We start from the raw sequence: 23,399 nt of genomic DNA, 5'->3' as shown, positions 1-23,399 counted from the left end.
GGGGACGGATCGATGGCGGAAGCACGGGAGAACGCGCGTTCTCCAGACTGCTGCTACCGTAGGAGAACGCTCGTTCTCACGTCAAGGAGAGTTCGCACATGGACAGCGCAACCGCCCGGGAGCAGGCATTGGACGCGGCGGAGAGCCTGTTCTACGGGCGCGGCATCCAGTCCGTCGGCATGGACGACATCCGTGGCGCGTCCGGGGTCTCGCTCAAGCGGCTCTACCAGCTCTTCCCCGCGAAGGAGCAGCTCGTCGAGGCGTACCTGGAGCGGCGGGACGTGCGCTGGCGCGGGGGGCTCGCGGCGTACGTGGACCGGCAGACCGACCCCGAGCGGCGGATCCTGGCCGTCTTCGACTGGCTGGAGGAGTGGTTCGGCGAGGAGGACTTCCGCGGGTGCGCCTGGATCAACTCCTACGGCGAGCTGGGCGCCCGGTCGGAGCGGGTCGCGGGCCAGGTCAGGGCCCACAAGCGGGCGTTCCGCGACTACCTGGCCTCACTGGTGGCCGGGGCCGGACTGCCGGAGGCACTGACCGGGCCGCTGTATCTGCTGGCCGAGGGCGCGATGGTCACGGCGGGGATCACGGGCGACACTCGGCCGGCGGCCGAGGCGCGGGAGGCGGCGCGGTCGCTACTGGCGGCGCACTGAGGGCGGGCGGGCCCGGCACCGGGTGCGGACCCGCCCGCGAAATCCGTTACGTCGAGCGAGGTGCCCTGCGTCAACTCCCCGCGCCGGACAGGGTGATGGCCCCGACCGGACAGGCCCGCGCGGCCTCCCGCACCATCGGGTCGCCGCCGCCGTCCTCCCGGCCGGGGATCAGGGCGCTGAAGCCGTCGTCGTCCTGGGTGAAGACGGACGGGGCGGTGAGGGCGCACTGGCCCGCGCCCATACAGAGACTGTGGTCGATGTCGATGTACAGATGTCCTGATTCGCGCATTTCCTGTGCTTCGCGTGTTTCATGCGTTTCGTTGTCCATGACCGGAGCCTCTTACCAGGTCACGGGGAGTTCCAGCATCCCCTGGATCGTGTCGCCGGGTTTGAAGGGGATTTCCTCCGCAGGGACGGCAAGCCGGAGGCCCGGCAGGCGGTCGAAGAGAGTGCTCAGGGCGATCTCCATCTCGGCGCGGGCGAGGTTCTGGCCGAGGCACTGGTGGATGCCGAACCCGAAGGCGACATGGTGGCGGGCCGGGCGGTGCCAGTCCAGGGCGTCGGGGTCGGGGTAGACCGACTCGTCGCGGTTGATGACCGAGGTCGAGAAGACCACCCCGTCGCCCGTCCGGATCGTCTCGCCGCCCGCCTCGATGTCCGCCACGGCGACGCGCAGCATCCCGTCGGCGATGGACAGCATCCGCATGAGCTCCTCGACCGCGACCGGCAGCAATCCGGGGTCGGCTCGCAACTCGGCCAGCCGGTCCGGGTGCTGGAGGAGGGTGTAGGTCCCCAGCGAGATCATGTTGGCGGTCGTCTCGTGGCCGGCGACCAGCAGGATGATCGCGATGGAGATGAGATCCTCGCGGTCGAGTTCACCCTCGCGCAGCCGCTCGTGGACCAGTTGGTCGAGGACGCCGTCGCCGGCCTCGCGCTGCTTCTGCTTGCGGTCGATCAGTTCGTCTATGTACGCCTCCAGTCGGTTGCGCGCGTCCATGGAGTCGGCGGCCGTCGGGCCGCGCAGCAGCCGGCGGGACTGGCCCTCGAAGAACTCGTGGTCGGCGTAGGGCACGCCGAGCAGGGCGCAGATCACCATGGAGGGCACCGGCAGCGCGAAGGCGCTCACCAGCTCGGCGGGTGCCCCCTGCTCGATCATCGCGTCGATCCGCTCGTCCACGATCCGCTGGATCCGCGGGCGCGCTTCCGCGGCGCGCTTGAGCGTGAAGCTGGGGATCATCATCCGCCGCTGGACGCGGTGTTCGGGGTCGTCGACGCCCAGCAGCGCGGTCTTGCGGCGGCGGACCTCCGCGGCGCGCGCGGTGGTCGCGGGGAACTCGGGCCGGGTGGGATCGGTGGACAGCCGTGGGTCGGCCAGCAGGGTGCGGGCGAGGGTGTGGCCGGTGACCATCCAGACCAGGCGGCCGTCGTAGAGCCGCACACGGGCCAGCGGGCGGCTGTCGCGCAGCGGGGTGTAGGCGGTGGGCGGGTGGTAGGGGCAGGTGCGGTCCTGAGGGAAGGCGACGGTGTCCGATTCCGTCATGTCCGTCATGGAAGTCCTCGCAGACGAAGAGTGCCTCGTGCCGATCTTCATTAGATGCCCGGGGCATCTAAAGGGGCGACGCCAAGTTCGGCCAGATCAGGCGCGGGGGAAATCTGGCCGGGGATCTTCGCACTGGGCTTCGGGTTGCGAGGTGGACGGTGGGTCCGCCGGTGCGGCCGGGCGGGGTTCCGGCGAAATTCGCTTGTCGGCGCCGGCCGGACCCCCGCAGAATCCGGCCATGCCTACGAACCTCGCCTTCCTGCCGCCGACCGCCGCCGCCTCTCCGGTGCGGTCCCAGCAGCAGCCCGGCCGTCCGTGGAGGCCCGCGCTCCGCACGTCATGAGCGCCGCGCTCGTCGCGGGGCTGATCGCCGGCTACGGCATCGCCGTGCCGGTCGGCGCGGTCGCGACCTATCTCGTCTCCCTCACCGCCCGTACGTCCCTGCGGACCGGCGTCTGCGCCGCGCTCGGCGTCGCCACGGCCGACGGGCTCTACGCCCTCCTGGCCGCCATCGGCGGCTCGGCGCTGGCCACCGCGCTGCGACCGGTGCTGGTGCCGCTGCGCTGGGCCTCCGCCCTGGTGCTCGCAGCCCTCGCGGTGCGGGGCGCGGTCGTCGCCGTACGCCACTACCGCGACCACCGGCTCGCCACCCGCTCCACTCCCCCTCCCCCCAGCCCGGCGCGCGCGTACGTGGCGCTGCTCGGCATCACCCTGCTCAACCCGACCACCGTGATCTACTTCGCGGCGCTGGTCCTCGGCACCCGCGCGACCGAGGCCGTTTCACCCCTCGAGCAGGGCGTGTTCGTGCTGGCCGCGTTCGCCGCCTCGGCGAGCTGGCAGGTGCTGCTGGCCGGGGGCGGGGCGCTGCTGGGGCGGGTGCTGACGGGGCATCGGGGGCGGCTGGTGACGGCGCTCGTGTCGAGCGGCGTGATCCTGGCGCTGGCGGTGGGGATGCTGTGGTAGTCGCCGGTTGGATGAATCCCGCGTGCGCGGGTGTTGAAGAACGGCGTCAAGTCAGTACGCGGACACGACGATGGGACCGATGTCATGCCTCTTGAGGGCGAGTACGAGCCGAGCCCGACCGGTTGGGTGCGCAAGCAGGTCGAGTTGTACGAGAGCTCCGGCGGCACCGAGGGCACGACCCTGATGAACACGGGGATGCCCGTGATCCTGCTGACCACGCGAGGCGCCAAGAGCGGCAAGCTCCGCAAGACGCCGCTGATGCGGGTCGAGCACGAAGGGCGCTACGCCCTCGTGGCCTCGCTGGGCGGTGCGCCGAAGCACCCGGTCTGGTACCACAACGTCAAGGCCGATCCCCATGTGGAGCTCCGGGACAAGACCGAGCTGCGGGACATGCGCGCCCGTGAGGTCACCGGTGCGGAGAAGGACGAGTGGTGGGAGCGGGCGGTCGCGGCGTACCCGCCGTACGCCGAGTACCAGAAGAAGACTGATCGGGTTATTCCGGTGTTTGTGGTGGAGCCGGTCGAGGAGGGGTGAGGCTGGGGGCCGGGGCCCGTCGGGGAACGGTCTGATCCCGGCTACGGGCGGTCGGGCCGGGGGTGGATCCGGGGGCCGGAACGGCTGGTCTGTGAGGGTCGCGGCCAAGGGCCGTCCGGTCCGCGAAGGCCGGAGGCTGTCGGCCGGGAAGGCCGGGCGGCCTGGTCCGGAGGCCGCCGGTCCGGGAAGCCCCGAGGCTGCCGGTCCGGGGGTGCGGAGGCCGTCAGCCCGAGGCTCCAGGCGGTCCCCACCGAGGGCACGGAACCAGCCCGCCCGGAGGCCCGGGCGGGCAGCCGACCCTAGGGGCGGAGAGGTGTCGATCCAAGGACCCGCAGCCAGCGGACCCGAAGGACACGGGGGCAGCCGATCCGGAGGACACGGGAACAGCCGATCCGGAGGGCCCCGCAGACGGTCGACCCACGCACCCGGAAACGGTCGATCCGAGGGCCAAAGAGGTATCGATCAGAGACCCAAAGCCGGCCGACCAAGGACCCGGGGCCGTCCGACCAAGGACCGGCAGCCGACCGACCAAGGACCCGCAGCCGACCGACCCGAGGGCCCCAGCCCTCCCCCCTCGATCGCTCCCCGCGGCGCCCATCCCGGACCGTTTCCCCACCCCATCCAGAGCCCTCAAAAGTTTTTCTCACCCGGGACGCATGAACCCACGTTCCCCGGGCACACGTGCGTCAGGCCCCGCCGCGCTCCCCCGTCGCGGCGGGGCTTCCTTGTGCCTCGCGGGCGGAGCGTTCGGTGACGTCGAGGAAGATCTGGTCCGCCTCCGCGACGATGCCGGCGATGGACCGCTTGATGCGGACGGCGACCTCCTCGACCTCCTCGCTGTCGAGGCCCGGCACCAGATCCACCCGGGCCGCCACCAGGGCCGTGTCCAGGCCCGTCTTCATCGTGAACAGCGCCTCGACGCTGTCGATCTCACACTGTGCCGCCAGCAGCGCCCGGATCCGGGCGTCGGCCTCTGGGTCGGCCGCCTCCCCGATCAGCTGGTCGCGGGCGTCGCGGCCCAGCCGGTAGGCGACGAACACCAGCAGCGCGCCGATCCCCAGCGAGGCGGACGCCTCCCACACGACCTGCCCGGTGACCATGTGCAGCGCCATGCCGGCAAGGGCGAGGGTCACTCCGAGCACCGCCGTGGCGTCCTCGGCGACGACCGTGCGCAGCGCCGGGTCCCGCAGGCCGCTCGCGATGCCGCCCTGCCCCCGCACCTGGTACAGGGCCCGCACCAGCGACAGGCCCTCGGCGAGGAATGCGACCCCGAGCACGATCATGCCGGCGACGTATCCGCCGAACGTCGGCTCGCCACCGCCGTGCAGCGCCTCGAAGCCCTGGAAGAAGGAGAAGCAGCCGCCCATCACGAAGATGCCGACGGCTGCGAGCAGCGACCAGAAGAAGCGTTCCTTGCCGTAGCCGAAGGGATGGCGGGAGTCGGCGGGGCGGCGGCTGCGGTGCAACGCGGCCAGCAGGAAGATCTCGTTCATGCTGTCCGCGACGGAGTGCGCCGCCTCCGACAGCAGCGCGGGCGAGTGGGCCACGAGGCCGCCGATCGTCTTGGCGACGGCTATGACGAGGTTGGCGGCGAGCGCCACCAGGACGGTGACACGGGTCTTGCTATCCGTCTTCGGTGCCTTTGTCGTTCCGCTCATCTATCGCCGATTGCCCCGCCCGGTCGGGCTCACACGGTGCCTTCGGCGGAAAACGGGGGACTCGGTGAGATCGGGGAACCCGGCGTACGACTCGGCCGGGCACCCGGTCGTACGCGGAGAGGAGAGAGGTCATGAGCGGCGGCGGCAACACCGCCTACGGCAGGAAGTCGTTCCAGCGGTCCAAGGCCCACTTCACGGACCGGATCACGGCGGACGGCCGGGACGGCTGGCCGGTGGAGGCGGGCCGTTACCGGCTGGTGGTCAGCCGAGCCTGCCCGTGGGCGAGCCGGTCCCTGGTGTCCCGGCGGCTGCTGGGCCTGGAGAGCGCCCTGTCGCTGGCGGTCGCCGACCCGATCCAGGACGACCGCAGCTGGCGCTTCACGCTGGATCCGGAGGGGCGAGATCCGGTGCTCGGGATCGCCTTCCTCAGTGAGGCCTACGACCGGCGGGAGACCGACTACCCGGGCGGCGTCAGCGTCCCCGCGATCGTCGACGTGCCCAGCGGCAGGCTGGTCACCAACGACTACCAGCGGATCACCCTCGACCTGGCCACCGAGTGGACCGCCCTGCACCGCGAGGGCGCGCCCGATCTCTACCCGGAGCCGTTGCGGGACGAGATCGACGCCGTGATGGCGGACATCTACGAGGACGTCAACAACGGCGTGTACCGGGCGGGGTTCGCCACCGGCCAGGAGGAGTACGAGGGGGCGTGCGCGCGGCTGTTCCGGCGGCTGGAGCTGCTGGCGGACCGGCTGGCCGGGCAGCGGTATCTGGTGGGCGACACGATCACCGAGGCGGACATCCGGCTGTTCACCACACTGGTCCGCTTCGACGCCGCCTACCACGGCCACTTCAAGTGCAACCGCTGGAAACTGACGGAGAACCAGGTGCTGTGGGCGTACGTCCGCGACCTCTACCAGACGCCGGGTTTCGGTGACACCGTCGACTTCGACCACATCAAGCGGCACTACTACCAGGTACACAGCGGCATCAACCCGACCGGCATCGTGCCCCTGGGGCCCGACACGGCGGGCTGGCTGACGCCGCATCACCGCGAGGAACTGGGCGGCAGGCCCTTCGGGGACGGGACGCCGCCCGGCCCCGTTCCGCAGGCCGAGGAGGTCCCTGCTCGGGGGCGGCCCTGACACCAAGGAGGCGCACGTGGCCAAGAAGAGCAACAAGAAGAAGCTGAAGATGCCCCTCGCCTACAAGCCCCTGGGTTTCGCGCTGGGCTGGGCGAGCGGGGCACTGGCGGGTCTCGCCTTCCGCAAGACGTGGATGGCGATACGGCACGAGGAGGACGCCCCCGACGCGCTGGACCGTGAGCGCGGCTGGGGGGAGATCGTGTTCGCGGCCGCCGTTCAGGGCGCCCTGTTCGCGGCGGCCCGCAGCATTGCGGACCGCACCGGCGCCAAGGCGATCGAGCGCTCGACCGGCGTGTGGCCGGTCGCCGACAAGGGCGGCCGGGACTGAGCGCACGCCGGCCGGCCGGGGCGGAACGCCCGCCCCGGCCGGCGCCGGGCCCTCGGGTCCTCAGCCCTGCTTCGGTCCCATGGCGGCCGTGCGGCGCACGGTGAAGGAGTGGCCGGCCGGGTCGGCGTACCCGCGCTCCTCGTAGGGGCCCGGCGCCTCCCTCGCCTCCAGGGGACGACCGCCGAGTCCGACGATCTTGCGCTCCACCTCGTCCAGGTCCTCCACGACGAAGTCGAGATGGGCCTGGAGGGAGTTCTCGGGGCGCGGCCAACTCGGCGGGGTCGCGTTCATGTCGCGGCGGAACGCGAGCCGGGTTCCGTCGGCGCCCCTGATCTCGACGCGGTTGGCGGTGGCCTCCGTCTGCTCGCCTTCCAGCAGTTCCGTGTAGAACACGGCGAGCTTCTCGGGCTCGGCACAGTCGAGCACCACGAAGCCCGCATTCACCAGTGGCATGGCTCCTCCGAAAGGGTTCCGGGCACGGAACGGTCCTGCCCCGTGCCCTGTACCCCCACGGGTGTCCCGGCCAGGCCGTTTCAGTCCGCCACCAGCCACACCCCGTCCCGCATCAGCTCGCGCCCGTCCAGTTCGCCGGCCTCCCGCCAGGCCTGCACCCGGCTCGGCCGGACACGGAAGTACAGGTAGGGCGTGCTGAGTTGACGCGGGTCGAAGCCGGTCCTGGCCGCGAACCGGTCGCCCTCCTCCTCGGACAGCTCGGCCCGGGTGATCGTGTCGACCGTGCCCTCGACCATGACGACGTCGCGGGTCGGGCCGATTCCGAGGCGCGTCCTGCCCGTCGCCCGCAGATTCCGGCCGGTGGGGCTCGCGGCCGGGGTGGCCAGCAGCAGGGTCGCGCCGTCCCAGAGGAAGGACAGCGGGACGAGATACGGCACTCCCCCGTCCGCGTCGGCCGTGGCGACCCACAGGTCCTCGTCGTGCTCCAGTCGGTGCAGGGTGTCCTGCTTGCGCTGCTTGGGGCTGCGCGGGGCCGGCGGTGTCATCGGCGGACGGTCTCCTCACGGGTCGGTTTCGGCGGACGGTCCAGTGTGGCCGCCGGGGGCCCGGACCGGGAGCGGATTTCCCCGAGCCGGGTCGCGGCGGCGCTCAGCAGCAGGTCCAGGGCCGCCGGGTAGGAGCTGCGGGGCATGTCCGCGATGAGATGGCGGGCCGTTGCCGCGATGTGCGGATGTGTGTCGGCGGGCAGCCGCGCGTACGTCCCCCGCCAGACGGCGGCCTCCGCCTCGCGCGCCGCCCTGGGCATCGCCGCGCTCGCCGAGTCGAGGGCGCCGTAGGCGAGGGCCTGGTCGACGAAGGCGTGGTAGATCCGCACCGCCTCGGGGTCGGGGAAACCCGCGCCGCGCAGCACCCCGAGGATGGTCTCCACGGCCAGGATCTCGTACGCCCTTCCCGTCACCCGGTACGAGCTCAGCACCGCCGCCCGCGGGTGGGCGAGGGCACCGGCGTGCATGCGCAGGCCGAGGTCGCGCAGGTCGGCGCGCCACTCGCCGCTGGGCCGCCAGGTGCGCAGGGTGCGGCCGATGAGTTCGTCGGCGATGGCGAGCATCAGGTCGTCGGTGTGCCGGAAGTAGCGGTACAGCGAGCTGGGGTCGGCGCCGAGTGCCCGGCCGAGGCGGCGCACCGAGAGGGCGTCGGCGCCGTGCTCCTCGATGAGCCGGAGAGCGGTCTGGACGATCAGGTCCTCGGACAGCACGACGCCCTGCTTAGTGGGCCGCCTGCGCCGCCGGGCGGCGGGCGGGACGACGCGTTCACTCATGGGCTGCCTCCCTCGGGCCGGTGCCGGAACCTTACGACAACACTGTTGACCTGTTAAGCCCCCGTTCAGTTTCATGTCCGCTCATCGGGGCCGCCCGGCCCCCCGATGCGAGCGGAGACCGGCCATGTCCGATCAGCAGCCCTACAGCGTCGATCCTCCAGCGCGGCCCGAGCTGCGCAAGTCCCTCGGTGTCCTGGACGGCGTCGCCATCGCCGCGTCCAGCACGGCCGCGACCACCAGCATCGGCATCGGCCTCGGGGTCACCGCGGGCGTGGTCGGTCTGCATCTCCCGGCGATCATGCTGCTGGCGTTCCTGCCGGTCCTCGGCATCGCGGGCGCCTACTCCCGGCTCAACAAGGTCGAGCCCAACGCGGGCAACGGCTATGTGTGGGTGGGCCGTTCGCTCACGCCGTGGCTGGGCTTCATGGTCGGCTGGGTGAACATCGTGGCCGTGGTGGCGTTCCTCGCCTACACCACGGCGGTCACCGGCTCGGCCCTGATCCAGCTGGCGGGCGATGCCGGGCTGCACCGGGTGGGCGGGCTCGTGCTGGACCCCGGTTCGACCCTGCAGACCACGGCACTCGGCATCCTCGTTCTGGCGGCGGTCACGCTCACCGCCGTGACCGGCATCCGCACCGCAGCGCGGTTGCAGGCCGGGCTGCTGGTCTTCGAGTACGTCGTCCTGCTGGGGTTCTGTGGATACGGCATCGTCACCGGCCCGCACGACTTCAGCCTGAGCTGGTTCGACCCGTTCGCGATCCCCTCGCCGACCGCGCTGGCACAGGGAATGCTGCTCTCGGTGTTCTGCTACTGGGGCTTCGAGTCCGCGTTCAGCGTCAACGAGGAGGTGCGCGACCCGCGCGACGCGTCCCGGGCCGGCATCACCACCCTGTTCACCATGCTGGCGCTGTTCCTGCTCGGCTCAGTCGCCTTCCAGCGCGTGCTGTCCGAGGAGGAGTTGGTCGGGCACGGCGCCCAGGGCCTCGCCTTCTTCGGCGACCGGCTGGCCTCTCAGCCGTGGGCCGCGCTCCCGCTGATCGCCCTGATGTTCTCGGCGGTCGCCTCGCTGCAGGCCGGAGTGATCCCCACGGCCCGTGCGATGTTCGCGATGAGCCGGGACCGTACGCTCGGGCCGGTGTGGTCCAAGGTCAGCCCCCGGTACGGCACTCCGGCCGCCGGCACGGTGCTGATCGGCGCGCTGGCGGCGGCGGTCGCGGGGCTGGCGCTGGTCATCCCACGGCTCGCCGACATGATCATGGCGACGGTGAGCGCCGTGGGCATCGTGGTCGCGCTGTCGTACGCCCTCACCGCGCTCGCCGCCGCCGTGCGGTTCCGTGCACTGCTGCGCGAGGACTGGTGGCAGGGCGTGCGCGCGGTGGTCCTGCCGACGCTGAGCGCGCTCGCGCTGCTCGGTCTCGGCGGCTACCTCGGCTGGTCGTTCTGCAGCTCCACCGACCACTTCGAAGTCAGCGCGGACAACGGCTGGTTCCTGCTCGCCACTCCGCTGGCGATGATCGCGTCCGGCTTCCTGGCCGCCGCGTGGGCCCGGTGGGTGCGCAGGTCGCCGTACTTCCGCACCGGCAAGGGCACCGACGCCGACGCGCCCCAGCTGCTCGCCACCACCCGCTAATCCCCCACCAGGAAAAGGAACATGTACGCAGATCTCCTCTTCACCGGCGGCCCCGTCCTCACTCCGCAGGGCCGCACCGCGACCGCCGTGGCCGTCACCGGCGACCGCGTCACGGCCGTAGGGCGCGCGGAGGTGCACGATCTCGCCGGGCCGCGGACCGAGGTGGTGGACCTCGCCGGACGGCTGCTGCTGCCCGGGTTCCAGGACGCGCACGTGCATCCGGTGCCGGCGGGGCTGGAGCTCACCCAGTGCGACCTGACGGAGGCCAGGACGGCGGCCGACACCCTCGCCGCGGTGCGCGCCTACGCCGAGGCGCACCCCGAGCGGGAGTGGATCACCGGCGGCGGCTGGTCGATGGAGGCCTTCGAGGGCGGCACGCCGACGAAGGAGCTGCTGGACGCGGTGGTGCCGGACCGGCCGGTGTACCTGCCCAACCGTGACCATCACGGCGCCTGGGTCAACAGCCGTGCCCTCGCGCTGGCCGGCATCACGCGCGACACGCCCGACCCGGCCGACGGGCGGATCGACCGGGACGCCTCCGGGGTGCCGAGCGGGACCCTGCAGGAGGGGGCGATGCAGCTGGTGGGGCGGCTCACCCCGCCCGCCACGCCGGCCGACCGGGTGGCGGCCCTGCTGCACGCCCAGCGGCATCTGCACGCGCTCGGCATCACCGCCTGGCAGGACGCGCTGGTCGGGGACTTCCTCGGCATGGACGACCCGGGGCAGGCGTACCTGGCGGCCGCGCGGGACGGTTCACTGACCGCGCGGGTCGTCGGCGCGCTGTGGTGGGACCGGGAGCGCGGCCCGGAGCAGATCTCCGAACTGGTCGAGCGCCGCGAGGCGTTGAGCCACGGCCGGTTCCGGGCGGGCAGCGTCAAACTGATGCTGGACGGCGTCGCCGAGACCGGCACCGCGGCGCTGCTGGATCCCTATCTCGACAAGTGCGGCTGCGCGACGGCCAACCGGGGCACGGCCTTCATCGACGCCGAGCAACTGCCGAAGTACGTCACCGAGTTGGACGCGCTCGGCGTCCAGTGCCACTTCCATGCCCTGGGCGACCGGGCCGTACGCGACGCGCTGGACGCGATCGAGGCCGCGCGCGCCGCGAACGGACCGAGCGACACGCGGCCCCACCTGGCGCATCTGCAGGTCGTGCAGCCGGCCGACGTGCCGCGGTTCGCCCGGCTCGGGGCCACGGCGAACATCCAGCCGCTGTGGGCCGCGCACGAGCCGCAGATGGACGAGCTGACGATCCCGTTCCTCGGGCCCGAACGGGCCGCGTGGCAGTACCCGTTCGGCGCGCTGCTGCGCTCGGGCGCCCGGCTCGCGGCGGGCAGCGACTGGCCGGTGAGCAGCCCGGATCCGCTCCAGGGGATTCATGTGGCGGTCAACCGGGTGCCACCGGGCGGCGGCGACACGCCGGTGTTCCTGCCCGACGAACGGATCGGACTCGCCGAGGCGTTGACGGCCTACACGGCGGGCTCGGCGTATGTGAACCACCTCGACGACACGGGCGAGATCCGTCCGGGAGCGCTCGCGGATCTCGTGGTCCTGGACCGCGATCCGTTCGACGGCCCGGCCGCGGAGATCGCGGAGACGAGGGTCGCGCAGACATATGTGGGGGGCGCGCGAGTATACGCAGCTCACGAGGCGTGAACAGTAACGGAGATCACGGGTCGATCACGCGTAGATCATTTACGCTCTGGGCAGTCTCGTAGCGCTTTTCGGTTCAACTTTCGTACCGCGAAGCCCAGTTCGAGTGCGCGGGCGGTCGTCAGCGACCGCCCGCTCGCAGGGGCGGGGGGACTCTGCGCTGCCGTCTCCCGAAAGGAAGCACATGTCTCAGGACGTCCGGTTCGACCTCCCCTTCGACACCCCCGTCAGTGAGCATCTGGAGTACGCCCGCGCCCGCCACCTGCGCTGGATCTGGGACATGGGCCTGGTCCGCAGTCAGGCCGGGTTCGAGGAGTACAAGTCCTGGGACCTGCCGCAGGCGGCCGCGCGCACCTATCCGTACGCCTCCGCGGACGACATGGTCGTCCTGATGAACTGGTTCTCCCTCGCCTTCCTCTTCGACGATCAGTTCGATGCGAACCAACCCGACCGCGCCGAGCGAATAGCCGAGGTCGCGCGCGAGCTGATCATCACCCCGCTGCGCCCGGCGGGAACCCGGCCCCGCGTGACCTGCCCGATCACCCTGGCCTGGGCGGAGGTCTGGCAGCATCTCTCGGATGGCATGCCCTTGACATGGCAGACGCGGTTCGCCGCCTCCTGGGGCCGGTTCCTCGTGGCGCACTGCGAGGAGGTCGACCTGGCGGCGCGCGGCCTGGAGGGGACGCTGGGCCTCGACGAGTACGCGCGCTTCAGGCGCCGTACGGTCGGCATCCATCACAGCATCGACGCGGGCGAGCGCAGCCGCCGCTTCGTGGTGCCCGCGCAGGTGATGGCGCATCCCCTGATGGAGCGGATGCGGGACCTGGCCGCCGACACGATCGGCTTCATGAACGACATCCACTCCTTCGAGCGCGAGAAGCGCCGCGGCGACGGCCACAACCTGATCGCCGTGCTCCACCGCGAGCGGCGCTGCTCCTGGGAGGAGGCGGCCGACGAGGCCTACCGGATGACGGTCGCCTGCCTCGACGAGTACCTCGAACTGGAGGCGAGCGTCCCGCAGATGTGCGACGAACTCGCCCTCGACACCAAGTCGCGCGACGAGGTGCGGATGGGCGTGGAGGCCATCCAGCACTGGATCAACGGCAACTACGAGTGGGCCCTGGTGTCGGGGCGCTACTCGGCCGCCAAGGACGGCCCGGTGGCCTCGGCCGAGATGGCGGGACAGGGCTCGGTGGACGACCTGCTGGCCGTGTGAGAGGACGCCGCTGCCCGGCCGGCGTTCCGGCCGGGCGGCGGCGGTGTGTCAGACGGGGAACTCGACCGGGAGACTGTCGAGCCGCGACTCCCAGGTGGAGGCGGTCGAGGTCAGTTCGTCCGCCGGCACGGCGAGCCGCAGGCCCGGCAGCCGGTGCAGCAGGACGTCCACGGCGACCTCGATGATGGCGTGGCCGGTGTTGGTTCCCGGGCACTCGTGCGGTCCCGCGCTGAACGCCAGGTGGGACTGGTTGCCCTGCACGGAGACCCCGGCGTCCGGCCGGATCTCGGGGTCGGCGTTGCCGGCCGCCAGACCCAGCACCAGCAGGTCGCCCTCCTTGATCTGGCAGCCTCCGAGTTCGAGGTCGGCGGTGGCGAAACGCCCCGGCAGCACGACGAGCGGCGGCGAGTTCCACATCACCTCCTCCACGACCGCGGAGACATCCAGCTGCCCGCTGACCAGCCCGGACAGCCGGGACTCGTCGGTGAGCACCAGCTGCAGCACCCGGGCCAGCAGGTTGCTGGTCATGTTGTGGGCCGTGATGAGCACCAGCCGCAGATGGCTGACGATCTCGTCCTCGTCGAGGCCGGCCTGGTGGGCGATGAGACCGGAGGTGAAGTCGGAGCCCGGCTCCGCGCGCTTGCGGGCGGCGAGTTCCCCGAGGATGGCCATAACGCGCTCGTTGTGCTCGAGCGCCTCCGCACCTCCGTTGAGGACCAGCTTGCAGGACTCCGCCAGGTTGCGGCTCTCCTTCTCGGCCAGCCCGAAGACCCGGCACAGCACCATCATCGACAGGTACTCGGCGAAGTCGGCCACCAGGTCGGCACGGCCCTCGTCCTCGAACGCGTCGATCAACTTGTTGGCGTAGTGCGCCACATGGCGGCGGATCCCCCGGCCCGTCATGGCCTGCAGGTTGTCGGTCACCGCCGCCCGCAGTCGGCGGTGGGGCTCACCGTCCTGCGAGACGGCGTCGGGGCGCCAGCCCAGGACCTGGATCAGCGGCGAGGTCTCGTCGATCCGGCCTTCCTTCCAGTCCCGCCAGCCCCGCGAGTCCCGCACGAACTGAAGGGGGTTGTCCAGCACCCGCCGGTTCTCCCGATAGCCGAGCACCAGCCAGGCCGGAACGTCGCCGTCGAGCAGGACCGGGGCCACGGCACCGTGTTCCTTGCGCAACTGGGCGTAGACACCGTGCGGGTCGGTGGCGACACCGGGCCCGTAGAGCCGGGTGATGCCCTCACCGTGGGCGACGGGGCACCCGCCGGTGGCCTCGGGGTCGTTTAAGGGCTGGGCGTTCATCGGGACTCCAGTGCGACGGCTGAGCGTTCCTGCAGGTGACGTATCAGGGCGACGAGGACGTCGCGGCTGGAGGCCCGGTCGCGGGCGTCGCAGGCCACGATCGGGGTGTGCGGGGAGATGTCGAGGGCGTCCCGGATCTCCTCCACGGGATAGTCCCTGGAGTCGGGGAAGACGTTGAGCGCGACGACGAACGGGACGTCCTGCCGCTCCATCTCCTCGATCGCCCGGAAGCTGGAGGCGAGCCGCCGGGTGTCCACCAGGACGATCGCGCCCAGCGCGCCCTTGAACAGGCCGTTCCACAGGAACCAGAAGCGCTCCTGGCCGGGCGTGCCGAACAGGTACAGCATCAGACTCTCGTTGAGGCTGATCTTGCCGAAGTCCAGGCTGACGGTGGTCTCCGTCTTGTCGGCGACGCCGATGAGGTGGTCGTCGTCTGCGCTGGCCTGGGTGAGGGTCTCCTCGGTGGTGAGCGGCTTGATGTCGCTGACCGAGCGGACCATGGTGGTCTTCCCGGTGCCGAATCCGCCGGCGATCATCACCTTCACCGAGCGGGTGCCCCCGGCACCGGGCCCGCCGGGCTGGTCAAAGCCTTTGAAGTCCACTGAGTACCTCCTCAAGGAGCGCGAGGTCCGCCCCGCGGCCGACGGAGTGCGCCGGGATGGGGTCGCGGGCTTCGACGCGGCCTGCCTCCAGCAGATCCGTCAGCAGCACCGCGAGAATGTTGAAGGGCAATCCGAGGTGGGCGCCGAGTTCGGCCACCGACAGCGGATCGCGGCAGCGCCGGAGGATCTCCTCGTGCTCGTGCTGCATCCCCGGGACGGGGGTCGTGCGGGAGACGATGAGGGTCGCCACGTCGAGACTCGACGCCGAACCGCCCGGTCCGCTACGCCCCTTGGTGAGGACGTAGTAGCGCTCGAGACCGGACGGATTCGTGGACCGGCGGGGAGCACTCATCCAGAGTGCTCCTCCATGCGCGGAGTGGTACCGAGCAACTCGCCCATCCTGCGCGCCAGGTCCCTCATCTGATGGCCGAGCAGGCCCTGGTCGAGGCCCTCCCGGGCGAGGACGCCGAGATAGGTCTCCACCCCGGCCCGCACGACGAAGAGGTGCCCGCCGTCCACCTCGATCATCGCCAGCCTGAGCTGCCCCGCGTACTTGGGGAACTGCTCGGCCACCGGCTGGGCCAGCGCCTGGAGTCCGGCCACCACGGCCGCGAAGCGGTCGACGTCGTCGGGGTCTTCGGCGCCGTAGGAGGTGATGGCCTTGCCGTCACTGGAGGCCACCAGGGCGAAGTTGATCTCCTGGATACTCTCCACCAGATCGCGGAGCGCCCAGCTCACGTCGGTTCCCTGCTGCGTCATGGGACTAGTCGCTCTCTTCGGTGCGGTGCTGCTCGGTGGACTCGCGGCCGTCGGCCGACGCGCCTTCCTCGCCGACCTCGCGGCCCGCGGAGGCGAAGGCGGCGAGGCCGGTGAAGGACGCGTCGGGCGGGACGGCGGCGACGGACGTCGTGTCCTCGCTCCGCTCCGCGCGCTCGACCGCCTCGTGACGTCCGGCCTCGTGCCGCTTGCTGCGGCGCCGGGGCAGGCCACCGGGCGTGGTGTCCACGGCGTCGTCGACCGGAGCAGGCTCGGCGGCGACCGGCACGGGGGCCGGGGCCGTGACGCCGGCCTGAGCGGTCGCGGCGGCCGGTGCCGGGGTGGCGGGGGCGGCCGCGGGCAGCGGGCTGAAGTACTTGTGCGGGACCACGACCACCACCGAGGTGCCGAGCCACGGCGAGTCCGCGAAGGTGACGCGGATGCCGTACCGGCGGGCGAGGATGCCGACGACGCGCAGACCGATGTTCGCGTCCTCCGAGATGCCGCCGAGGCCCGCACCCTGCGCGGTGCCCGTGAGGGCGTGCTCGGCCTCGCGCTTCTTCTCCTCGCTCAGCCCCTTTCCGGAGTCCTGGATCTCGATCCCGACGCCGTTGGGGACCTCCTTGCCGGAGACGAGGACCGGCTCGGTGGGCGGCGAGTAGCGGGCGGCGTTGTCCAGCAGGTGGGCGAAGATCAGCGTGAGGTGGTCGACCAGGCCGCCGTCGACGCCGAGTTCGGGCAGGTGGCGTACGTCGATCCGGTGGAAGTCCTTGATCCGGCCGATGCCGCCGCGCACGACGCTGAGGAGGCGCTGGGGCTCCTGCCACTGCCTGCCGGGGCGGTCCGAGCCGCCGAGAACGCTGATGCTGGCGGCGAGACAGTCGGCGGGGCCGATCGCCTGGTCGAGCTCCATCAGTCCGCGCGCGACGGCGGGCAGCCGGCCGTGCTCGCCCTGGAGTTCGTGCAGCCGGCCGCGCAGCTTGCTGGTCAGGACGTGGATACGGTTGCCGAGGCCGACCACGGCCTGCTCCGCGGAGGTGGAGCGGTTGAACTCCTCCTCGACACCGATCAGCGAGGTGCGCAGGACCTTGCGGAGATTGGCCTGAAGTTCGGCGCTGACCTTGGCGCACTGGTTGACGGTCGGCAGCACGTCGTCGATGGAGTCGCCCTCGCGCAGCCGGCGCAGCGCGTCGGGCAGTTGCTCGTCGGCGAGACGGGTGACGGCGGCGAGCTGGTGCGCCAGCTGCTCCTGCCAGATCTCGGCCTGGTCGGCGAGCTGGGTTTCGTAGGACTTGGCCTGGGAGGCGATCCGCTCCTCGTAGGAGGCGCTCTCCTCGGCCAGGCGTTCCTCGTAGGAGCGGGCCTGCTCGGCCAGTTGGGCCTCATAGGCGCCGGACTGCTCGACGAGCCGGTTCTCCAGGGCGGCGCGGTCGGCGCTGAACTTCCGTTCCAGGCCCGCGACATGCTGCTGCCACTGCTGGGAGTGCTCGGCCTGCGAGGAGCGGAAGTCGCCCTCGGACCGGTGCAGTTGCGTCCGGGTGCGGAGCAGGAGTCGTACACACACGGCGCTGGCGGCGGTCGCGGCCACGCCGGCTACGCCGGCGGCTATTCGCTCCGAGCTCATGAACGTGGCGGCAACGGTCCCACCTCCTAAAGCCAGCGGCATGAGCCACCAGCTGTACCAGGCGACAGGGGGCCGCGCCGCCGGGGGCGGAGTGGCGAGTTCCATCTGCATCCTTCGAGGCGACGATCAAACAAGGGGGGTGTGCTGGGCGATCGCACTCATGAGTACGCACCGCAAGGTGACCGATCGCGACCGAGTCAACTCGCAGTGCCGAACGGGAGCTTATCGGGTTCGAACGCAAAAGGATCAACTGCAGGGGTTCACGGAAGTGAGGGTTCCATCACTGTGCGCCAAGGGCACGTAAATCGACAAATGCCCTTACTGACCTCGACAGTTGGCCAAATCGGCCACCGCCGCCGACGGTCCTTCGCTAGCGGACGGAAGCCGCCTGGAACGTACGGCGGTACGCCTGGGGCGACACCCCGATCGCGGCGTGCAGGTGCTGGCGCAGCGAGGCGGACGTGGCGAAGCCGACCTCGGCGGCGATCCGGTCGACCGGCAGGTCGCTGGACTCCAGCAGGTGGCGGGCGCGGGCGACGCGCTGCTGGATCAGCCAGCGGCCAGGACTGAGGCCGACCTCCTCGTTGAAGCGGCGGGCGAAGGTGCGCAGGCTCATCCGGGCATGGTTCGCGAGGCCGGTCAGGGTGAGCGGCTCGTCGAGGTGCTCCAGGGCCCAGGCGCGGGTGGCGGCGGTGCTCGCGGCGCCGCTCTGCGGGACCGGCTGCTCGATGTACTGGGCCTGGCCACCCTCCCGGAAGGGCGGCACCACGCAGCGCCGGGCCACGGTGTTGGCCAGATCGCTGCCATGGTCGGTGCGCACGATGTGCAGGCACACGTCCACGCCGGAGGCGGCGCCGGCCGAGGTGAGGATGCGGCCGTCGTCGACGAAGAGGACGTCCGGGTCGAGGTCGACCCGCGGGTACCGGCGCCGGAACAGGTCGGTCACCCGCCAGTGCGTGGTGGCCCTGCGTCCGTCCAGGAGGCCCGCCTCGGCGAGCACGAAGGCGGCGGTGCAGATCGACACGATGCGCGCGTCCGGGCGGATCCACGCGAGCGCCGCCGCGACCTCGGTGGGCAGCTCGGCGGGGATGTACCGGTCGGCGACGGAGGCGACCACCACCGTGTCGGCCGTGGCGAGGATCTCCGGGCCGTGCGGCACGCCGATCGTGAAGTCCGCGTTGCTGCGCACCGGCCCGCCGTCGACGCTGCAGGTCAGCACCTCGTACCGGCCGTCGGCCGCGCCGAAGATCCGGCTGGGGATGCCCAGCTCGAAGGGGTAGACGCCGTCCAGCGCCAGCACCACGACCCGTTCCACTCGCCCGTCACCGTTCATGGCACGATTCTATCGAAGGTTGGCCATCGTGCCATTTTCCCGCGGGGCGGCTCCGGGCAGGCTGGTTCACCATGAGCACTGTGAACACCATGCGAGCCATCGGCCAGGACGTCCTCGGCGGTCCCGAGGTCCTCAAGGAAGTGGAACTGGAGCGCCCGACGCCGCGCCCGAACGAGGTACTGGTGCGCGTCCGCGCCGCCGGCGTCAACCCGACCGACTGGAAGCACCGCGCGACCGGCGGCTTCCTGGGCGAGCCGCCCTTCGTCCTGGGCTGGGACGTCTCCGGCGTCGTCGAGGCGGTCGGCATCGGCGTCGCCCGCTTCCGGCCCGGCGACGAGGTCTTCGGGATGCTGTCGTACCCGTTCGGCCACGGCTCGCACGCCGAGTACGTCACCGCCCCGGCGCGCACCTTCGCGCACAAGCCGGCCTCGCTCGACCACGTCCACGCGGGCGCGCTGCCGCTGGTCTCCCTGACCGCGTGGCAGGCCCTGGTCGAGTACGCCGATCTGCGGCCGGGCCAGCGGGTGCTGATCCACGCGGCGGCCGGCGGGGTCGGACACGTGGCCGTGCAGATCGCCAAGGCGCGGGGCGCCTACGTGATCGGCACGGCGAGCGCGGGCAAGCACGACTTCCTGCGTGAGATCGGCGTCGACGAGCCGATCGACTACCGGGAGACGGACTTCGTCGAGGCCGTGAAGGACGTCGACGTCGTCCTGGACACGATCGGCGGCGACAACGCCACGCGCTCGCTGCGCGTGCTGCGCCCGGGCGGCATCGTCGTGTCGATCCTGCCGGTGGGTTCCGACGACTTCCACACGGAGGCCGAGCGGCTCGGTGTGCGGGCGCTTCGGATGCTGGTCGACGCCTCGCACAGCGGAATGAAGGCGATCGCGGAGCTGGTGGAGGCGGGGAAGCTGCGCCCCGCGATCGCCGGTACCTTCCCGCTGGCCGATGCCGCCGAGGCGCACGCGCTGGGCGACACCGGCCGGACGACGGGGAAGTTGGTCCTCACGGTCGACTGATCGGTCTACCGGGTCAGAACGTGAGCACCGGCTTGATCGCCTTGCCCGCGCCCATGTCCCGCACCGCCTGGTCGATGTCCGTGAACGGATAGGTGCTGATCAGGCGGTGCAGCGGGAGCCGTCCCTCCTTCACCAGCCGCACCAGGGCCGGGATGAAGGTCTGCGTCTCGGCGTCGCCGAGGGTGAGGCCGACGACCCGCTTGCCGCCGAGCAGTCCGTTGACGTCCAGGGCGACTTCGGTGCCGAACGGCGGGGCGCCTACGACGACCAGGGTGCCGCGCGCGGCGAGCGCGTCGACGCCCTGGCGCAGGACGCCGACGTTGCCCGTGGTCTCCACGACGCCGTCGGCGCCCTGCCCGCCGGTGATCACGGCGAGCGCGTCACCGAGGTCGGCCTCGGCCGCGTTGACGGTGTGCGTGGCGCCCAACTCCTTCGCCAGCGCGAGGCGTTCGCCGACCCGGTCGACGGCGACGACGGTGGTGGCGGGAGTGAGGGCGGCCGCCATGACGGCGGACAGGCCGACCGCTCCGGCGCCGAGCACGACGACGGTGCTGCCGGTGACCGGCTTCAGTACGTTCCAGACGGCGCCGACACCGGTCTGCACCCCGCAGCCCAGCGGCGCGATCGAGGCGAGCGGCACGTCCGCGTCGACCTTCACCAGGCTGCGTTCGTCCACCAGCGCCCGCTCGGCGAAGGAGGACTGCCCGAAGAAGTGACCGCCGAGGTCCGTGCCGTCCCGGCTGATCGTGCCGCTGCCGTCGGCCCGGCGCCCGCCGATGAGGTTCAGCGGCAGCCAGGTCGCACAGTACGCCGGGTGCCCGCCCCGGCAGTTGCGGCACTCACCGCACGAGGTGAACGACAGCACGACGTGGTCGCCCGGCGCGACGCCGGTCACGGCGGAGCCGACGGTCTCGACGACGCCCGCGCCCTCGTGGCCCAGGACCCCGGGGAGCGGAAAGGGCAGTGCGCCGCTCGCGACGCCGAGGTCGGTGTGGCACAGGCCGGTCGCCACCATGCGGACGACGGCCTCGTGCGGTCCGGGCTCGTCGAGTGCGACGTCGCAGAGGGTGAAGGGCGCTCCGCCGGACTCGACGACGGCGGCACGGGTGGGGATGGTCATCGGGGATCTCCTTGGCGGTGCGCTCAGTCGAGGGAGACGACGACGGACTTGGTGGTGGTGTAGGCGTCGAGCGCCTCGGGGCCGTACTCGCGGCCGAATCCAGAGTCCTTGACGCCGCCGAAGGGAACCGCCGGGTCGAGCATCGCCCAGTCGTTGACCCAGACGATGCCGGCGTCCAGCCGGTCGGCGATCCGGTGCGCGCGGGCCAGATTGCCGGTCTGCACGCCCGAGGCCAGTCCGTACGGCGTGGAGTTGGCGAGTTCGACCGCCTCGTCCTCGGAGTCGAAGGGCTGGACGGTGAGGACCGGGCCGAAGATCTCCTCCTGGACCACCCGGGAGTCGTTCGGCAGGTCGGCGATCACGGTGGGCTTGTAGTAGTAGCCGCCGTCGAGCTCGAGGCGCTCACCACCGCAGACGATGGTGCCGCCCTCCTTGCGGGCCAGTTCGACGTACTCCTCGACCTTGCGCAGATGCCGCTCCCCCGCCATCGGGCCGATCACGGTCTCGGGCCTGCGGGGGTCGCCGATCGGTACCCCGGGCACGGCGTCGGCGAGGATGCCGAGCAGGGTGGCGTAGACCTGGCGGGCCACCAGCAGCCGGGGTCCGCCCATGCAGAACTGCCCGGTGTTGAAGACGAAGCCCTTGATGATCGCGCCGACGGCCTTCTCCAGGTCGGCGTCCTCGAAGACGACGTGGGCCGCGTTTCCGCCGAGTTCCATGGTGACCGGCTTGAGCGACTCCCCGGCGACGGCCGCCACCTTCCGGCCGACGGAGGTCGAGCCGGTGAAGGCGATCTTGTCCACCCCCGAGTGCCGCAGCAGCGCCTCGCCGGCCGCGGGGCCGCCGGTGACGACGTTGACCACGCCGTCGGGAACACCGGCCTTCTTGAGGAGTTCGGCCATGTGGAGGGCGCTGAGCGGGGTCTCCTCGGCGGGCTTGTGCACCACCGTGTTGCCGGCCGCGAGCGCCGGGGCGATCTTCGAACCGGCCAGGATCAACGGGAAGTTGTACGGCGTGATCGCCGCGACCACGCCGAGCGGGCGGCGCCGGACGTAGGCGAGGGCGTTCATGGGGGTGTCGCGGACGGAGCCGTCGAGCGTGTGGGCGAGGGCCGCGAAGTGCTCGTAGTCGTTGGCCGCGTTGGTGACGTCCACGGCGTGGGCCAGGGTGATCGGCTTGCCGACGTCACGGCTCTCCAGCTCGGCGATCCGGTCGGCGTTCTCCCGGATCAGCTCGGCGACACGGTGCAGCACCCTGCCGCGCTCGCGGCCGCTGAGCCCGGACCAGGCGCCGTCGTCGAAGGCCTCCCGCGCGGCGCGCACGGCGTCGTCGACGTCGGCGGCGCCGGCGTCCGCGACGGTGGTGACGACCGTGCCGCGGGACGGGTCGACCACCTCGGTACGGGCTCCGTCGGCGGCCTCGCGCCACCGTCCCCCGACGAACAGCCGGCCGGGTTCGATCTCGAAGGTGGTCATCGCCACTCCTCAGCCTCATTGCCAAGACTTCAACAAACAGGATTCCTGTGTGTTCGCAGTCTCATTACAGACAGGTTTCCTGTCAATGCCCTAGGCTGAGCGCATGCTCGACTCCCAGGCAACCAAGGCACCGCCGTCGCTGCTCTACATGGTGAAACAGGTGGAGCTCGTCGTGCGCTCCCACCTGGACGAGCTGGTCAAACCGTCCGGGATCACGGCGCTGCAGTACACCGCGCTCACCGTGCTCCAGCGGCACGACGGCCTGTCGGCCGCGCAGCTCGCCCGCGACTCCTTCGTCACGGCCCAGTCGATCGCCGATCTCGTACGGAGTCTGGAGCGAGGCGGGCTGGTCCGCCGGGAGCGCAATCCGGACAACCGCCGGGAGCTGCTGATCCTGCTCACCGCCCCGGCCCGTGAGCTGCTCGCACGGTACGAGGCGCCGGTGCGGGAGCTGGAGGAGCGGATGGTGCGCGACCTCACGGCCCACCAGACCGAGCAGTTCCGCCAGGCACTGTCGAAGGCCTGGCACGCGCTGTCGTAGCCACGTCCCGGACATCGGGCGAATCATCTGTCGCAATTCAAAGACATATGTCAATCGAACATGCTCAGATTCGCTCGATCGAGGGTAACTTGCAGTGCGGGGACTGGAATTGAGAGCCCGCCGCAAGTGGTCAGGTTGGAGGCGATGTCGTAGTGCAGCAGGATCCTGCGCCGTTCAGCCGGCATCTGCGCGTCCACCGGTACCGGGACCACACGGTGCTGGAGTTCCTCGGCGAGATCGACATCGCGGCGGCGGTGGAGATAGCCCCGTACCTGGACCGGGTGACGACACACCCCGAGGCGCGGATCGTGATCGACCTCAGGAGCGTCGAGTTCTTCGACTGCTCCGGGCTGCGCCTGCTGTACCGGGCCCGCAGCCGGGTGCACGACCACGGCGGGCAGCTGCACCTGGTGTGCACCCACCCGCTGACCCTGCGCGTATTGCGGATCACCGGTCTGGCGCGGCTGCTGCCCCCGTATCCGACCCCGGACGCGGCCCTCGGCCAGGCCACGTCCGGCACGTTATGAGGGCGCCCCGGACAC

The 23,399-nt window shown here is 71.4% G+C and carries 25 protein-coding genes; 11 read left to right on the top strand and 14 right to left on the bottom strand.

The genetic code is table 11. From position 1 onward, the window contains the following. The first annotated feature begins 98 nt into the window (after nt 1–98). A complete protein-coding gene (locus ACIRD7_RS07435) occupies nt 99–650 on the top strand; it encodes a TetR/AcrR family transcriptional regulator (RefSeq protein ID WP_403450976.1) in 552 nt (183 codons plus the stop codon). A gap of 70 nt (nt 651–720) precedes the next feature. Here ACIRD7_RS07435 and ACIRD7_RS07430 read toward each other — a convergent pair whose 3' ends face one another. Both ACIRD7_RS07430 and ACIRD7_RS07425 read right to left on the bottom strand, forming a co-directional pair. Further along, complete coding sequence (locus tag ACIRD7_RS07430) at nt 721–921, bottom strand: ferredoxin (RefSeq protein ID WP_403451709.1); 201 nt, start codon at nt 919–921, stop codon at nt 721–723. A 69-nt stretch (nt 922–990) separates the two neighbouring features. Beyond that, nucleotides 991–2,199, bottom strand: a complete 1,209-nt coding sequence (locus tag ACIRD7_RS07425; RefSeq protein WP_403450975.1) for a cytochrome P450 — start codon at nt 2,197–2,199, stop codon at nt 991–993. A gap of 330 nt (nt 2,200–2,529) precedes the next feature. Between ACIRD7_RS07425 and ACIRD7_RS07420 the strand changes: the two genes are divergently transcribed. Then, nucleotides 2,530–3,153: a LysE family transporter gene (locus ACIRD7_RS07420; RefSeq protein ID WP_403450973.1), complete on the top strand. Its 624-nt coding sequence runs from the start codon at nt 2,530–2,532 to the stop codon at nt 3,151–3,153. Between the two features lie 84 nt (nt 3,154–3,237). After that, complete coding sequence (locus tag ACIRD7_RS07415; RefSeq protein ID WP_403450971.1) at nt 3,238–3,687, top strand: nitroreductase family deazaflavin-dependent oxidoreductase; 450 nt, start codon at nt 3,238–3,240, stop codon at nt 3,685–3,687. A gap of 686 nt (nt 3,688–4,373) precedes the next feature. Here ACIRD7_RS07415 and ACIRD7_RS07410 read toward each other — a convergent pair. Beyond that, nucleotides 4,374–5,345, bottom strand: a complete 972-nt coding sequence (locus ACIRD7_RS07410; protein ID WP_403450969.1) for a cation diffusion facilitator family transporter — start codon at nt 5,343–5,345, stop codon at nt 4,374–4,376. A 131-nt stretch (nt 5,346–5,476) separates the two neighbouring features. Here ACIRD7_RS07410 and ACIRD7_RS07405 point away from each other — a divergent pair, with 131 nt between their 5' ends. Both ACIRD7_RS07405 and ACIRD7_RS07400 read left to right on the top strand, forming a co-directional pair. Then, nucleotides 5,477–6,490, top strand: coding sequence for a glutathione S-transferase family protein (locus tag ACIRD7_RS07405; RefSeq protein WP_403450967.1), 1,014 nt, complete (start codon nt 5,477–5,479; stop codon nt 6,488–6,490). A 49-nt stretch (nt 6,491–6,539) separates the two neighbouring features. Then, on the top strand, nt 6,540–6,818 hold the full coding sequence (locus ACIRD7_RS07400; RefSeq protein ID WP_403451707.1) for a DUF4235 domain-containing protein: 279 nt from the start codon (nt 6,540–6,542) through the stop codon (nt 6,816–6,818). 60 nt (nt 6,819–6,878) lie between these two features. Here the strand turns inward: ACIRD7_RS07400 and ACIRD7_RS07395 are convergent, their stop codons facing one another. The 3 genes from ACIRD7_RS07395 to ACIRD7_RS07385 form a co-directional block, all read right to left on the bottom strand. Next, nucleotides 6,879–7,271, bottom strand: a complete 393-nt coding sequence (locus ACIRD7_RS07395; RefSeq protein ID WP_403450966.1) for a VOC family protein — start codon at nt 7,269–7,271, stop codon at nt 6,879–6,881. Between the two features lie 80 nt (nt 7,272–7,351). Further along, nucleotides 7,352–7,816, bottom strand: coding sequence for a pyridoxamine 5'-phosphate oxidase family protein (locus ACIRD7_RS07390; protein WP_403450964.1), 465 nt, complete (start codon nt 7,814–7,816; stop codon nt 7,352–7,354). Then, nucleotides 7,813–8,589, bottom strand: coding sequence for a TetR/AcrR family transcriptional regulator (locus ACIRD7_RS07385; RefSeq protein WP_403450963.1), 777 nt, complete (start codon nt 8,587–8,589; stop codon nt 7,813–7,815). Before ACIRD7_RS07385 ends, ACIRD7_RS07390 begins: the two co-directional genes overlap by 4 nt. A gap of 124 nt (nt 8,590–8,713) precedes the next feature. Here ACIRD7_RS07385 and ACIRD7_RS07380 point away from each other — a divergent pair, with 124 nt between their 5' ends. The 3 genes from ACIRD7_RS07380 to ACIRD7_RS07370 all read left to right on the top strand — a co-directional run bounded on the left by ACIRD7_RS07380 (nt 8,714) and on the right by ACIRD7_RS07370 (nt 13,088). Then, nucleotides 8,714–10,219 carry an APC family permease gene (locus ACIRD7_RS07380; RefSeq protein WP_403450961.1) on the top strand — a complete coding sequence of 502 codons (1,506 nt, stop codon included), beginning with the start codon at nt 8,714–8,716 and terminating at the stop codon, nt 10,217–10,219. Nucleotides 10,220–10,240: 21 nt separating this feature from the next. Further along, nucleotides 10,241–11,875 (top strand): amidohydrolase, encoded by a 1,635-nt coding sequence (locus ACIRD7_RS07375; RefSeq protein WP_403450958.1) that lies wholly within the window; start codon nt 10,241–10,243, stop codon nt 11,873–11,875. 181 nt (nt 11,876–12,056) lie between these two features. Further along, nucleotides 12,057–13,088 (top strand): 7-epi-alpha-eudesmol synthase, encoded by a 1,032-nt coding sequence (locus ACIRD7_RS07370; RefSeq protein WP_403450955.1) that lies wholly within the window; start codon nt 12,057–12,059, stop codon nt 13,086–13,088. A 48-nt stretch (nt 13,089–13,136) separates the two neighbouring features. Here the strand turns inward: ACIRD7_RS07370 and ACIRD7_RS07365 are convergent, their stop codons facing one another. The 6 genes from ACIRD7_RS07365 to ACIRD7_RS07340 form a co-directional block, all read right to left on the bottom strand. Next, nucleotides 13,137–14,384, bottom strand: a complete 1,248-nt coding sequence (locus tag ACIRD7_RS07365; RefSeq protein WP_403450953.1) for a cytochrome P450 — start codon at nt 14,382–14,384, stop codon at nt 13,137–13,139. Next, nucleotides 14,381–14,986, bottom strand: a complete 606-nt coding sequence (locus tag ACIRD7_RS07360; protein WP_403450950.1) for a GTP-binding protein — start codon at nt 14,984–14,986, stop codon at nt 14,381–14,383. The genes ACIRD7_RS07365 and ACIRD7_RS07360 overlap by 4 nt, the downstream gene beginning before the upstream one ends. Continuing rightward, nucleotides 14,967–15,338, bottom strand: a complete 372-nt coding sequence (locus tag ACIRD7_RS07355) for a DUF742 domain-containing protein (protein WP_403450948.1) — start codon at nt 15,336–15,338, stop codon at nt 14,967–14,969. The genes ACIRD7_RS07360 and ACIRD7_RS07355 overlap by 20 nt, the downstream gene beginning before the upstream one ends. Continuing rightward, complete coding sequence (locus ACIRD7_RS07350) at nt 15,335–15,745, bottom strand: roadblock/LC7 domain-containing protein (RefSeq protein WP_383402813.1); 411 nt, start codon at nt 15,743–15,745, stop codon at nt 15,335–15,337. The genes ACIRD7_RS07355 and ACIRD7_RS07350 overlap by 4 nt, the downstream gene beginning before the upstream one ends. Before the next feature lie 4 nt (nt 15,746–15,749). Next, on the bottom strand, nt 15,750–17,471 hold the full coding sequence (locus ACIRD7_RS07345; RefSeq protein ID WP_403450943.1) for an ATP-binding protein: 1,722 nt from the start codon (nt 17,469–17,471) through the stop codon (nt 15,750–15,752). A 265-nt stretch (nt 17,472–17,736) separates the two neighbouring features. Beyond that, the gene (locus ACIRD7_RS07340; RefSeq protein ID WP_403450941.1) at nt 17,737–18,699 is read right to left on the bottom strand and encodes a GlxA family transcriptional regulator; all 963 of its coding nucleotides are present in this window, start codon (nt 18,697–18,699) and stop codon (nt 17,737–17,739) included. 71 nt (nt 18,700–18,770) lie between these two features. Here ACIRD7_RS07340 and ACIRD7_RS07335 point away from each other — a divergent pair, with 71 nt between their 5' ends. After that, nucleotides 18,771–19,721, top strand: coding sequence for an NADP-dependent oxidoreductase (locus ACIRD7_RS07335; protein WP_403450939.1), 951 nt, complete (start codon nt 18,771–18,773; stop codon nt 19,719–19,721). 13 nt (nt 19,722–19,734) lie between these two features. Here ACIRD7_RS07335 and ACIRD7_RS07330 read toward each other — a convergent pair whose 3' ends face one another. Continuing rightward, nucleotides 19,735–20,841 (bottom strand): NAD(P)-dependent alcohol dehydrogenase, encoded by a 1,107-nt coding sequence (locus tag ACIRD7_RS07330; RefSeq protein ID WP_403450936.1) that lies wholly within the window; start codon nt 20,839–20,841, stop codon nt 19,735–19,737. A gap of 23 nt (nt 20,842–20,864) precedes the next feature. Next, nucleotides 20,865–22,316 (bottom strand): aldehyde dehydrogenase family protein, encoded by a 1,452-nt coding sequence (locus ACIRD7_RS07325; protein WP_403450933.1) that lies wholly within the window; start codon nt 22,314–22,316, stop codon nt 20,865–20,867. 103 nt (nt 22,317–22,419) lie between these two features. On the opposite strand from ACIRD7_RS07325, the gene ACIRD7_RS07320 reads away from it, so the two are divergent. Then, a complete protein-coding gene (locus ACIRD7_RS07320; RefSeq protein ID WP_403450931.1) occupies nt 22,420–22,857 on the top strand; it encodes a MarR family winged helix-turn-helix transcriptional regulator in 438 nt (145 codons plus the stop codon). 152 nt (nt 22,858–23,009) lie between these two features. After that, nucleotides 23,010–23,384 carry an anti-sigma factor antagonist gene (locus tag ACIRD7_RS07315; protein ID WP_403450928.1) on the top strand — a complete coding sequence of 125 codons (375 nt, stop codon included), beginning with the start codon at nt 23,010–23,012 and terminating at the stop codon, nt 23,382–23,384. Nucleotides 23,385–23,399: the final 15 nt, after the last annotated feature.

Origin of the sequence: Streptomyces sp. NPDC093568 (assembly GCF_044764945.1) — a bacterium.
GTDB lineage: Bacteria > Actinomycetota > Actinomycetes > Streptomycetales > Streptomycetaceae > Streptomyces.
Note: the sequence above shows the minus strand (reverse complement) of the source record. Positions and strands in the feature narration are given on the sequence as shown.